This is a genomic window from Arthrobacter sp. TmtSoilC77, assembly GCF_059739415.1.
Genome location: NZ_AP046050.1, coordinates 986,974 through 1,000,088, shown reverse-complemented (window position 1 = coordinate 1,000,088; position 13,115 = coordinate 986,974). Strand labels below are relative to the sequence as shown.

The 13,115-nt window shown below is 60.3% G+C and carries 8 protein-coding genes and 2 rRNA genes; 3 read left to right on the top strand and 7 right to left on the bottom strand.

The features are described from left to right. Position 1 precedes the first annotated feature (1 nt). From AC6I99_RS04730 to AC6I99_RS04720, 3 genes are all read right to left on the bottom strand, one after another. Positions 2-940, bottom strand: a complete 939-nt coding sequence (locus AC6I99_RS04730) for a sugar ABC transporter permease (RefSeq protein WP_497946304.1) — start codon at positions 938-940, stop codon at positions 2-4. After that, the gene (locus tag AC6I99_RS04725) at positions 940-2,643 is read right to left on the bottom strand and encodes an ABC transporter permease subunit (RefSeq protein WP_497946307.1); all 1,704 of its coding nucleotides are present in this window, start codon (positions 2,641-2,643) and stop codon (positions 940-942) included. The genes AC6I99_RS04730 and AC6I99_RS04725 overlap by 1 nt, the downstream gene beginning before the upstream one ends. Positions 2,644-2,759: 116 nt before the next feature. After that, on the bottom strand, positions 2,760-4,058 hold the full coding sequence (locus AC6I99_RS04720; RefSeq protein ID WP_309926752.1) for a sugar ABC transporter substrate-binding protein: 1,299 nt from the start codon (positions 4,056-4,058) through the stop codon (positions 2,760-2,762). A 206-nt stretch (positions 4,059-4,264) separates the two neighbouring features. On the opposite strand from AC6I99_RS04720, the gene AC6I99_RS04715 reads away from it, so the two are divergent. Both AC6I99_RS04715 and AC6I99_RS04710 read left to right on the top strand, forming a co-directional pair. Continuing rightward, positions 4,265-6,022, top strand: coding sequence for a glycoside hydrolase family 13 protein (locus AC6I99_RS04715; protein WP_497946311.1), 1,758 nt, complete (start codon positions 4,265-4,267; stop codon positions 6,020-6,022). Between the two features lie 20 nt (positions 6,023-6,042). Then, positions 6,043-7,065 (top strand): LacI family DNA-binding transcriptional regulator, encoded by a 1,023-nt coding sequence (locus AC6I99_RS04710; RefSeq protein WP_497946313.1) that lies wholly within the window; start codon positions 6,043-6,045, stop codon positions 7,063-7,065. Between the two features lie 45 nt (positions 7,066-7,110). Here AC6I99_RS04710 and AC6I99_RS04705 read toward each other — a convergent pair whose 3' ends face one another. Together AC6I99_RS04705 and AC6I99_RS04700 are read right to left on the bottom strand one after the other, a co-directional pair. Beyond that, complete coding sequence (locus tag AC6I99_RS04705) at positions 7,111-7,554, bottom strand: GNAT family N-acetyltransferase (protein WP_497946317.1); 444 nt, start codon at positions 7,552-7,554, stop codon at positions 7,111-7,113. Positions 7,555-7,627: 73 nt separating this feature from the next. Beyond that, positions 7,628-8,122: an SRPBCC domain-containing protein gene (locus AC6I99_RS04700; protein ID WP_224094486.1), complete on the bottom strand. Its 495-nt coding sequence runs from the start codon at positions 8,120-8,122 to the stop codon at positions 7,628-7,630. A 252-nt stretch (positions 8,123-8,374) separates the two neighbouring features. Between AC6I99_RS04700 and AC6I99_RS04695 the strand changes: the two genes are divergently transcribed. Beyond that, positions 8,375-9,430, top strand: coding sequence for a patatin-like phospholipase family protein (locus AC6I99_RS04695; protein WP_497946321.1), 1,056 nt, complete (start codon positions 8,375-8,377; stop codon positions 9,428-9,430). A gap of 158 nt (positions 9,431-9,588) precedes the next feature. On the opposite strand, the gene rrf is transcribed toward AC6I99_RS04695, so the two are convergent. Next, positions 9,589-9,705 (bottom strand): 5S ribosomal RNA (gene rrf / locus AC6I99_RS04690). Positions 9,706-9,850: 145 nt separating this feature from the next. Next, positions 9,851-13,006 (bottom strand): 23S ribosomal RNA (locus AC6I99_RS04685). Positions 13,007-13,115 lie beyond the last annotated feature (109 nt).

The following is a 13,115-nucleotide window of genomic DNA, read 5'->3' as shown; positions in this document are numbered from 1 at the left end:
GTCATCCTTTTACTGAGCCAGCGGTAAGGCCGCTGACGATGTATTTCTGCAGGAAGAGGAACAGCGCCATGACCGGGATAGCCGCGATGACGGCGCCAGCGGCGAAGACGCCCCAATTCTCCGAACGCTGCTGTGCCACGTAGGAATAGAGCCCGACGGCGAGGGTCTGGCTATCAGGATCGGTCAGGACAACGCTGGCGATCACGAATTCACTGGAGATACCGATGAATGCCAGGAGTCCAACAACCGCCAGGATGGGAGTGACCAGGCGCAGGATGATGCCGAAGAAGATCTGGACATGGCTGGCGCCATCGATCTTGGCAGCTTCGTCCAGGGACTGCGGGACCGTGTTGAAAAAGCCGTACATGAGGTACGTGTTCACACCCAGCGCGCCACCGAGGTACACCATGATGAGCCCCAGTTGGCTGCCAAGGCCCAGGGCGGGGATCACCTGCGAGATACCGCTGAGGAGGAGGAAGATCGCGACGACGGCCAGCAGTTGCGGGAACATCTGCAGCAGGAGCAGGGTCAACAGTCCCACACGTCGGCCTTTGAAGCGCATACGGGAGAACGCGTACGCGGCCATCGCCCCCAGGAAGACCGTGGCGGCGGAAGTAACCAGGCCCACCACCAGGGTATTGAAGAACCAGCGGCCGAAGGGACGGCTTGGATCGCTGAAGAGCGCAGTGAAGTTGCCGGTATCGAATCTGGAGAACAGACCGTTGGAGCCTACCAAGGTGCCATTGGAGTCCAGTGCCGCCGACAAAACATAGAGCAGCGGGAACACGGCGAAGATGGTGGTGACGATCCCGACGGCGTGCCGCCAGCCCTTGTCTTTGAACCAAACCCCAAAGGGACGCCGCTTTGGCGCCGGCGATGCGGGACCGCCGTCGTGCGCATGTTCAATGGTGGGGAGGGTGCGTACCTGTGCCTCGCTCATTAGTTCACGTCCTCGAGTGCTTTGGTCTGCTTGAAGCTAACGGCCGAAATCGTGGCCACGATGATGAAGATGATGATGGCGAGCGCGCTTGCCAGTCCGTAGTCGCGCCCTGTGCCTTGGCCGAACGCCACCTTGTAGACCAGCGTGATCAGGATGTCCGTGGCTCCGATATCGCGATCGGTGTCTGCAAAGCGCGGGCCGCCACCGGTCAACATGTAAATGACATTGAAGTTGTTGAAGTTGAACGCAAAGGAGGAGATCAGCAGCGGTGCCACCGAGACCAGCAGCAGCGGCAGCTTGATGGAGCGGAACACTCGCCAAGGGGATGCTCCATCCATGCGGGCAGCCTCGTCAATTTCTGTTGGCAAGGATTGGAGTGCCCCGGTGCATACCAGGAACATGTACGGGAATCCGAGCCACACATTGACCACCAGCACGCTGATCTTTGCCAGGACAGGGTCCGTGAGCCAGCCAATGTTCGCCCCGCCCAGCAGTGTCTGGTTGAGCCACCCGAACTCGGGGTTGAGGATGCCCGACCACACCAATCCAGACAGGAATGCCGGGAATGCGTAGGGCAAAATCATCAGGATCCGGTAAACCTTCTTGCCGCGCAGATCCTCACGGTTGAAGGTGATGGCCAGGAACAGTCCCATGGCGAACGTCAAGGCAACGGAGGCTACGGAGAAGGTGAAAGTCCAAAGAATGACGCCCAGGAGTGGACCGCGGAGGCTCGGATCGGTGAAGGCGCGGGCGAAGTTCTCCATGCCTACGTCGATCTTCCAGCCGGTGGCCAACGTCTCTCCGTCAGCGTCCGCGAAGGCGCCCTTGCCGTTGTCGCGGTAGGCTGTGCCGGTCTCGCTGTCAGTGAAGGTATCGGTGGCGGCGTCGTAGCTCAGCGCCGGCTTGAACTGGTAGGCGGTGCTGCCGTCGGCGGTGCGCAGGGTTCCATCAGCGGGGTTCTCCGAGACGGGAACGGTAATCTTCAGGATTTCCTGCTGGTTGGCCACGATCTCCTGGAATTTCAGTGTTTCGTAACCGGGAAGGGAGTTGGCCTTGCCGGTGGCATCCTTTCCCGCCCCGGAGACGTCAGTGAGCGGCGCCTCGGTGCTGCCTATCTGAGCTTTGCCGGAGGGGTCCGTAAACAAGAGGTAGAACGTATCGCCCTTGGTCAGCACGGCCGCCTTGTATGCGGGCGAATCCGGGACGCGCTTCTGGGCAGTCAGCTGGATGGCCGCGATGGCGTCTTCCTTGGTGCTGTTGTGCCCGTCGCCATAGTTGGTGAAGGCGATATAGCCGCTGAAGAACACCACCAGGACCTGGAACACCAGCAGGAACAGCACACCCGGAGCCAGATACTTCGCCGGAAGCCCGCCCCTGCGCAAATAGATCCAGTTAATCGCCAGGACCACCAGCGAGGAGACAGCGAGCGCGGCCCATGATTGGCTCAGGAACAGCATCATCAGCACGTACACGGCAAAGGCATCCACCACGCCCAACAGGACGATCTTTAGGATGGTGCCCTTGATGGAGTCGGGGCCCCGGCTGCCGTTCCCTATTTTCCGGCGGGCAGCGTTCCGGTGTGCAGCCTTCTGGTGTGCAGCCTTCTGGTGGGCAGCCTTCTGGTGGGGAGCACCGCGAGGCGGCTGCACCGGCGTCGTACTGGCTGGACTGGCTGGCAGTTCGTGGAGATCTGGCTCTGGCATCTTTGATCCTTGGAGTAAAGCAGTTTGCGGCTGGCATGGGCCGGACGGTGGGCCCGGGGTCGGACGGCGGGCACCGTCCGGCCCCGGGCAGACCGGTGGAATCACCGGTTGCGGCGTCAGCCGCCGATCTTGGACTTGATGCTCGCGGCCATCTTGGTCCACGCTTCAGCGGGATCGCCCTGGCCCTTGATGATGGCCAGTTCCGTGGCGCCCCAGTCGGCCCAGACGGCGCTCATTTCGGGGATGGCCGGCATGGGCACGCCGGTGGCGCCGATCTTGCCGAAGGCCTCCACTACGGGATCGCTGGCTGCCTTCTCAAAGGATGCCTTGAGCGCCGGCGGGCGACCGCCGGCCGTGTACATGGAGTCCTGGGCGGACTCTGAGGTGAGGTAGTTGGTGACGAACTCATTGGTGGCCAGGGCGTTGGCACTCTTGGCGCTGATGAAGAAACCGTTGACGCCGATGAATGGCTGCGCTGCCTCGCCACCGGCCGTGGGCAGCTCATCAACTGCGAACTTGATGCCCTTCTTCTGAACATCCGGCACGTTCCACGGACCCGTCAGGAAGTAGGGAGATTCTCCGGCAAGGAACTTCTCCTTGGCGATGTCGCCTGTGATGTTGGAGTTGATGATTTTCTCGCCGGCATCGCCCCAGGCGGCCAGCTTCCTGGCGAATTCGACGCCGGCAGCGTCACCAATGAGCAGCTGCTTGGCATCGTAACCGCCGTCGGCGTTCTTACCGAAAACCTGCGAACCCATGGATGACTGCAGCGGGTACAGGTGGTACGGGTCGCCCTGTTTGGGATCCATGCCCACCAGGAACGGGAAGGTGGCTTTGCCCTCTGCAACGGCCTTCTTGCCGTTGGCCACTACCTCATCCAAGGTGCTCGCCTTGCTGTCCACGATGCTGGTGTTTCGCAGGAGGGCAATATTCTCGATCGCGTACGGTACGCCGTAGACGGCGCCGTTGTAGGTCATGGCCTTGATGGACGAATCCTGGAACTGGCTGGCTTTGTCGCCCAGTTCCACCGGTGCGATCACACCATTTTGAACAAACTTTCCAATCCAGTCATGCGGTCCAACGATCAGATCCGGGCCTTGGCCGGTAGGAACCTGAGTGATGAAGTCATCGCGGACGGCAGCGAAATCCTTCACTACGAGCTTGACTTCGATGCCGGTGTCGGACTTGAACTTTTCGGTGATGTCCTTCAACGCCGGCGACCGTTCGGCATCTACCCACATGGTGATGGTGCCGGCGCCGGCTGCCTTGAGGTCCTGCTTCGTGGCTTCCGAGCTGGGAGCGGTGGAGGCGCTGCCGCCACAGGCGCTCAGGGCCAGGGCTGCGACCACGGAGATCGCGCCGGTAGCGAAAACGCGGCGGGTGGTCTGAGTCGCGAGGGTGTTGTGCACCTTCATTGGTGTCCCTTTCCTTATGTGCTTCGACGGCGGGGCTCTTCGCCCAGAGGCAACGTCGGTGATGTGGCTCACAACTGCAAGCGCTTCCAAACAGTACATGTCAAAACGATGATTGGTAAACCCCCCCACCAAACATTGCTGTCATGGAAGGACAATTTTGACTGAAAGCGTTTCCAATCTGATGCCTGGTCTTCTACGATGTGTTCATGTCTGTTGATTCATTGCTTCCAGTTGAGGCGTCCGCGCCCTCTGCAGCTTTCACTGCATTGACCCCCGTCCACGAGGCCTCCCGGGCCCACGGATGGTGGCGCTCCGCAGTCATTTACCAGATCTATCCGCGATCCTTCCGTGACCTCAATGGCGACGGAATCGGTGACCTCGCCGGTATCACCCGTGAACTCGCCCAGCTCGCCGAACTGGGCGTTGATGCCGTCTGGCTCTCGCCCTTCTACCGCTCACCGCAGCGGGACGCAGGTTATGACGTCAGCGACTATTGCGATGTCGATCCGCTGTTCGGCAGCCTCGCGGACTTCGATGCCCTCATCTACGAAGCCAACCGCCTGCACCTGCGGGTCATTGCAGATCTTGTTCCCAACCACTGCTCCGACCAACACGCCGCCTTCCAAGCCGCACTCGCGGCTCCGGCCAATAGCCGCGAGCGGGACATGTTTATCTTCCGGGACGGCCAAGGACCTGACGGAAACGAACCTCCCAACAACTGGCAGTCCCATTTTGGCGGCCCCGCCTGGACCCGGATCATGGAACCGGATGGCCAGCCCGGACAGTGGTACCTGCACCTCTTTGATTCCTCCCAGCCGGATTTCAACTGGGACAACGATGCCGTGCACGCCGAGTTCGAGCGGGTCCTCCGCTTCTGGCTGGACCGCGGCATTTCCGGTTTCAGGGTTGACGTGGCCCACGCGCTGGTGAAAGCCGCCGGCCTGCCCAACTGGGGCGGACGCGCGGATGGCAACAGCTCCGATGGCTACCCCGGCCACGATGCCCCCATGTTCGGCCAACCCGCCTTGCACGATATCTACCGGCGCTGGCGCTCCATCCTGGAGGAATATGGCCCCGACCGGATCCTCTGCGCCGAAGCCAACGTCGATCCCCTTCCACGGCTGGCACAGTGGGTTCGGCCCGACGAAATGCACCAGGCCTTCAACTTCCCGTACCTGCACGCCGGTCTGGACGTGAACCGCCTGCGCCACATCATCACCGATTCGCTGGTCTCCCTGGACGCGGTTGGCGCTCCCAGCACATGGGTACTGTCCAACCACGACGTCGTCCGGCACGCCTCCCGCTTCGGTTACGAGGGCCCCGGTCCCCGCGACGGCGACGGCATCGGTCCCGACGATGTACAGCCCAATGAAGAACTCGGACGACGCCGGGCTGCCGCGGCCACCATGTTCATGCTTGGCCTCCCCGGTGCTGCCTACCTGTACCAAGGGGAAGAGCTTGGGCTGCCTGACTCCACAAGCATTCCCGGAAGCATGCGTCAGGACCCAACCTTCGCCCGGACCGGCGGAGAAAGGATAGGCCGGGACGGCTGCCGCGTACCGTTGCCCTGGCGTTCGTCGGAGTTGCATGCCGGTTTCGGCGATGGCCAGGAACCCTGGCTGCCGCAACCAGAGTCCTGGGCCGCATTGGCGAGGGACAAGCAACAGGAGGATCCGGCGTCGCACCTTAGCCTTTACCGGGAAATGCTCGCCGAACGCGCCGAACGTCGGCTGGGCCAGGGTTCCCTGGCATGGGTGGAGGACTACTGCACCGACTCCTCGCTCGCCTACCTCAACGGCGACACCCTGGTGATCATGAATGTGGGTAACCAGCCCCTGCCGCTTCCCGACGGCAAGGTAATACTTCGCAGTTCGGCAGCAGCCGGCGCCCATCCCGTGGGCTCCAATCTGCAGGGCACCGATCTACTAAGCTCGGGGGAGAGCATCTGGCTCACAACCAGCTAACTTTCCCACCGAGGAGCAGCATGACCGGCATCAAGGACGTAGCCGAGAGATCGGGACTCTCCGTTGCCACGGTTTCACGCGCGCTCAGTGGCAAAGGCAACGTCTCCCCCGCCAGCCGGGAACGGGCACGTGCAGCCGCAGCCGAGCTTGGCTTCGTGCTTTCCTATCACGCCTCGAGCCTGGCTTCCGGCCGTACCCACAACGTGGGCCTGGTGGTGCCCTCGGTCCACCGCTGGTTCTATTCAGCGGTGATCGAGGGTGCCTCCGCGGCGCTCCTGAGTGCCGGATACGACCTCACGCTCTACAACATCGGGGAAGACCCCCAACACCGGCACAGTGTGTTCAACGACTTCCTGCTGCGCAAGCGCGTGGACGCGGTCATTGCGGTCTCCCTGGAGCTCAGCGAGGACGAGATGCAGCAGCTCCTCGCCGTGCACCGGCCGATCGTTGGAATCGGCGGGCCCCTTCCGGGGGCATCCACCATCCGGATCGATGATTCCGCGATTGCACAGCAAGCCACCAACCACCTGATCGGCCTGGGTCACACCAAGATCGCCCACATGACCGGCGAAGAAGCATACGAGCAGGACTTCCAGCTTCCCGGGACACGGCGCGGTGGTTTCGAGAAAGCAATGAACGACGCCGGCTCCCAGGTTCGGCCCGAATGGATCGTTTCCGCCGACTTCACTATCGAAGGCGCTTACGCCGCTGCCCGACAATTGCTGGGAGGCGCACCAGAGCGACCAACAGCGGTGTTCGCGGCATCAGACGAGATGGCCATCGGCACCATTCTCGCTGCGCGTGACTTCGGCCTGCGGATTCCAGAGGACCTCTCGGTCATCGGCATCGACGGACACGACCTCGGCAAGGTCATGGGCCTCACCACCATCGACCAGGACGCGAAGGGGCAAGGAGCACTGGCCGTGCGCACCTTACTGGGCGCCATCAACAATGGCCTGGTCCTTGAACCGTCCGATACTGAACACCCCACCAGGCTCGTGGTTCGTTCGAGCACGGCCGTGCCCAGGAGTGACGCTTCCTAGGCTGGCGCTCATCCCGGGAACCGGGGCTCCCGCCTCAACCAACGGCTACTGCTCCAGGACCTTTTCCATGACCAGTTCCCGCTTGGACGTGTCCTGCGGATACGGCCGGCTGTCCCCTGTGGTATTGAAACCGTGCCGCCGGTAGAAAGCCAGCGCCCGCGTATTGTCCTCGTGGACGCCCAACTCCAAGACCTTAGCACCCAAATCGACCCGGGCAGCCTCGCACGCCGCGTGAAGGAGCTCATCAGCCAACCCCAAACCTCGATGTTCGGGGGCAACGTAGACACTTATCAGCATGGCCTGAAGGGGCTTCTGCGGGTCTTGAGGATGCTTCACGACAACCCTCATCAGCGCACAGAACGGACTTCCATCCACGCCACCGTCAGCCACCAGCGTCACGCTGGAATCGCCGGCCATAGCGGCAGTCCGCTCCTGCCACTGCGCATCCGTTTGCCGCCGCGCCGCCTCCAGGCTTTCGACATAAGCCATGGGCGTGTCCGTCAGCATTTCCAGCCGGACTTTCCTCAGGAGTGACCAATCCTCAGCACGAAGTCGCCTGACCCTAGGCAACTGTCCCGCCCATGAACCGTACATAGCGTTCCAGGACCCGAGGCCAACCTTCCGCATACGATGCCCGGCTGGCAGCAGGATCCTCTGCCCCTTCCCAACCGTCATGAACCAACCGCACCTCCGTGCCACCCTCAACCGCCCTGAACGAGACCCTCAATTCAGTGGACCAGAGGGGCGTGCTCGCCGGATACCAGCTTGCATGGAAGGACAACGGCGGTTGCCAGTCATCGATGGTTCCCCAAACCGAAGTGCGCCCGTCCTCGGCCGTCTCCAGGATCAGGTTCTCCTCGAATTCCACGTGTGATCCCGCGCCGAACACACTCTCCTCCTCAAGGGGCCACCACAGATGGGGATGGTCCGTAAAACCCAAAAAGGCATGTGAAACGCTGGTTGGCACCACCACTGTCACCACCAGGGGTTCGAGGTCGTTGGTGTCCTGTGACGAGGGCTCAGGCTCCGGCTCGGGATGACTGAAAATACTGTCCATGACCACCAACTCTACCGGTGCCGAAACGCGCATTTCCCCCGGCAACCATGTCCACCCCGGCTGCTGGAGCTTGGCTTGGTTGCGCAGCTTGTTAGCGCGGTGCTAGAGTCCCGTTGATCGTGATCTATCAACAGGAGGTGAGACCCATGAACGCAGTATCCGAAATGGGTGCTCCCCCGCAGGACACGATCTCGCGACTCAGCTAGTCGCCAACGGGAGCGCCACAGAGGCAATTCGCGAAAGGCGACTCCCATGAACACAACACCTTTTTCAACCCTGCCCGGCACCTCGACCACCACTTCCGGGCAGCCACGGTCTGCCCGGGACCAGCCGCAGGAAACACCCGCCACGATTCCCGGGCAAACAGCCGGACGAGCGCTGGTGCTTGGTGGCGGTGGATCCACGGGCAATGCGTGGCTGATCGGCGTCCTCGCTGGAATGTTCGATGCCGGCTTGGATGTGACCACGGCCGACTTGACGGTGGGCACATCGGCTGGCTCCACCGCAGCTGCACAGATAGCTGGCGCGAGCCCGTCAGAACTGTATGCAGCTATCCTTGCCGCGCCACCCCAGCCACGGCCGCCGCAGCCCAGGCCAGCACAGTCCGGTCCAGCACAGTCCAGTCCAGCACAGTCCAGTCCAGCACAGTCCGGTCCAGCACAGTCCGGTCCAGTGCGGCATGTGGTGGATCAATTGGAACGAACACAAAAGATCATTGAGGCGTCGAAGGATCCTGCCGATATGCGTCGCAAGATGGGCGCTGCAGCGCTCGAGCTGCCTGCTAGTGCGGACGAATCAAGCCAAAGACAGTGGCGTGCAACAGTTGCCTCCCGACTCCCAAGTTTGCAATGGCCCCAGCGAACAGTGCTCATCACTGCCGCGGACGCCGTAACAGGTCAGCCGGTCCAGTTCGATCGTCACAGCGGAGTGGAACTGGCGGATGCTGTAGCCGCCAGTTGCGCCAGTGGATTCGCCTACAGCATCGGTGACGGGCGATACATTGACGGCGGTTACCGATCCAACGCCGAGAACGCGGACCTGGCTTCGGGATACGCACGCGTCCTGGTGCTGTCACCATTTGGGGGCAGAACACGGACTCCGCTGGAGTGGGGCATGCATCTCGCCGCGCAGGTCGACGAATTACGTGCCGGCGGCAGCCGGGTCGAAACAATCTTCCCGGAGGGCAGCTCCGAGCACATGTTCGGAGCCAATGCAATGGACCTGTCGTTACGTCCGGCAGCTGCGCATGCCGGTTACGACCAAGGCCGAACACTGGCCGAGCGACTCGATGGGTTCTGGAACGGCTAAACACGGGGCATAGCTAAACCCGGTTTAAATGGGTCAAGCCCCGGCTGTGGTGGTCGGGGCTTGTCTTGTGTTGGTCTGTTTTTTCTCGTTTGAATGCAGTCGATTGAATGCGGGAGACCCCCAACCCGGTGTGGGTTGGGGGTCTCTACCTAATGTGTGTCCGGCGGTGTCCTACTCTCCCACACCCTCCCGGGTGCAGTACCATCGGCGCTGTGGGTCTTAGCTTCCGGGTTCGGAATGGGACCGGGCGTTTCCCCCACGCTATGACCGCCGTAACCTTGTTACCCGTCCCGCGCACCTGTTCGGGTGCGGGGTGGGAAGACTGTGTGGTTACAACTGTGGTGTTGTGTATTCAGTTGTTGGTTCCTGGAACGGTTGTTGTTCGGGAACCACATAGTGGACGCGTGCAGTGTGTTGTGTGTGGTGTAAGTTGTTGGCCTATTAGTACCGGTCAGCTTCACGAGTCTTTGGTCCTCGCTTCCACATCCGGCCTATCAACCCAGTGGTCTGGCTGGGGGCCTCTCACACGTATTGTGTATGGAAATCTCATCTTGAAGCGAGCTTCCCGCTTAGATGCTTTCAGCGGTTATCCCATCCGAACGTAGCTAATCAGCGGTGCACTTGGCAGTACAACTGACACACCAGAGGTTCGTCCGTCCCGGTCCTCTCGTACTAAGGACAGCCCTTCTCAAATTTCCTGCGCGCGCAGCGGATAGGGACCGAACTGTCTCACGACGTTCTAAACCCAGCTCGCGTACCGCTTTAATGGGCGAACAGCCCAACCCTTGGGACCTACTCCAGCCCCAGGATGCGACGAGCCGACATCGAGGTGCCAAACCATGCCGTCGATATGGACTCTTGGGCAAGATCAGCCTGTTATCCCCGAGGTACCTTTTATCCGTTGAGCGACGGCCATTCCACAATGTACCGCCGGATCACTAGTCCCGACTTTCGTCCCTGCTTGAGATGTCTCTCTCACAGTCAAGCTCCCTTGTGCACTTACACTCGACACCTGATTGCCAACCAGGCTGAGGGAACCTTTGGGCGCCTCCGTTACTTTTTAGGAGGCAACCGCCCCAGTTAAACTACCCATCAGGCACTGTCCCTGACCCGGATCACGGGCCGAAGTTAGATGTCCAAAGTGACCAGAGTGGTATTTCAACGATGACTCCACCCGAACTGGCGTCCGGGCTTCAACGTCTCCCACCTATCCTACACAAGCCACTCCGAACACCAATACCAAACTATAGTAAAGGTCTCGGGGTCTTTCCGTCCTGCTGCGCGTAACGAGCATCTTTACTCGTACTGCAATTTCGCCGAGTTTATGGTTGAGACAGCGGGGAAGTCGTTACTCCATTCGTGCAGGTCGGAACTTACCCGACAAGGAATTTCGCTACCTTAGGATGGTTATAGTTACCACCGCCGTTTACTGGGGCTTAAATTCTCAGCTTCGCCCACAAGGGGCTAACCGGTCCTCTTAACCTTCCAGCACCGGGCAGGAGTCAGTCCGTATACATCGTCTTGCGACTTCGCACGGACCTGTGTTTTTAGTAAACAGTCGCTTCCCCCTGGTCTCTGCGGCCCACACCCGCTCACGGAGAGCAAGTCTCCATCACGGGGCAGGCCCCCCTTCTCCCGAAGTTACGGGGGCATTTTGCCGAGTTCCTTAACCATAATTCTCTCGATCGCCTTGGTATTCTCTACCTGATCACCTGTGTCGGTTTGGGGTACGGGCGGCTAAAACCTCGCGTCGATGCTTTTCTAGGCAGCATAGGATCACCGGATCCCCCCGAACGGGAGTCCCATCAGATCTCAGGATCGTGCTCGAAACACACAGGAACGGATTTGCCTATCCCTGACCCTACATCCTTGGACCGGGGCAACCATCGCCCGGCCCGGCTACCTTCCTGCGTCACACCTGTTAATACGCTTACCTCCCGGGATCAGGTCCCGCGCTCGGCCAAAACCCACACACCACAAGGGTGGGCGGGCAGGCTCCGGGCGGTTAGTATCCCCCGCTTGGCATGGGCGGTTTTTCGCCGGTACGGGAATATCAACCCGTTGTCCATCGACTACGCCTGTCGGCCTCGCCTTAGGTCCCGACTTACCCAGGGCAGATTAGCTTGACCCTGGAACCCTTGATCATTCGGCGGACGGGTTTCTCACCCGTCTTTCGCTACTCATGCCTGCATTCTCACTCGTGTAGGCTCCACCGCTGGTTTCCACCGCGACTTCACTGCCCACACGACGCTCCCCTACCACTCCACACCCCTGAACCACGAAGGCTAGGGTACTGTGTGAAATCCACAACTTCGGCGGTGTACTTGAGCCCCGCTACATTGTCGGCGCGGAATCACTTGACCAGTGAGCTATTACGCACTCTTTCAAGGATGGCTGCTTCTAAGCCAACCTCCTGGTTGTCTTCGCAACTCCACATCCTTTCCCACTTAGCACACGCTTAGGGGCCTTAGTTGGTGGTCTGGGCTGTTTCCCTCTCGACTATGAAGCTTATCCCCCACAGTCTCACTGCTGCGCTCTCACTTACCGGCATTCGGAGTTTGGCTGACGTCAGTAACCTTGTAGGGCCCATCGGCCATCCAGTAGCTCTACCTCCGGCAAGAAACACGCAACGCTGCACCTAAATGCATTTCGGGGAGAACCAGCTATCACGGAGTTTGATTGGCCTTTCACCCCTACCCACAGCTCATCCCCTCCATTTTCAACTGAAGTGGGTTCGGTCCTCCACGACGTCTTACCGTCGCTTCAACCTGGCCATGGGTAGATCACTCCGCTTCGGGTCTAGATCACGCCACTACACTCGCCCTGTTCAGACTCGCTTTCGCTACGGCTACCCCACACGGGTTAACCTCGCGACGTAACACTAACTCGCAGGCTCATTCTTCAAAAGGCACGCCGTCACAGTTACTAGTGATTACTCACGACTGCTCCGACGGATTGTAAGCACACGGTTTCAGGTACTGTTTCACTCCCCTCCCGGGGTACTTTTCACCTTTCCCTCACGGTACTGGTCCGCTATCGGTCATTAGGAAGTATTTAGGCTTATCAGGTGGTCCTGACAGATTCGCACGGGATTTCTCGGGCCCCGTGCTACTTGGGATCCTCTCCAGGCGGTACACAACATTACGGTTACGGGGCTCACACCCTCTCTGGCCGGCCTTTCAAGACCGTTCACCTATGCCTGCACTACACACCCCACCGGTCCGGCAGAACCAGTACGGAAAGTCCCACAACCCCGCCCATGCAACGCCCGCCGGCTATCACACATGGAAACGGTTTAGCCTGATCCGCGTTCGCTCGCCACTACTAACGGAATCACTCTTGTTTTCTCTTCCTGCGGGTACTGAGATGTTTCACTTCCCCGCGTTCCCCCCACGCACCCTATGTGTTCAGATGCGGGTCACACAATCACCCAAAAGCGTTGTGCGGGGTTTCCCCATTCGGACATCCTGGGATCAACGCTCGGTTATCAACTCCCCCAGGCTTATCGCAGATTCCTACGTCCTTCTTCGGCTCCTAATGCCAAGGCATCCACCGTGTGCCCTTAAAAACTTGACCACACACAAACCAGCAAACCCACAACAAAGGGGCCCACCGGTTCACGATGCATCATCTATTCGAGAGAACCACGACCACAAAAGGCCAGGTTCATTCATAAGAAATTGCT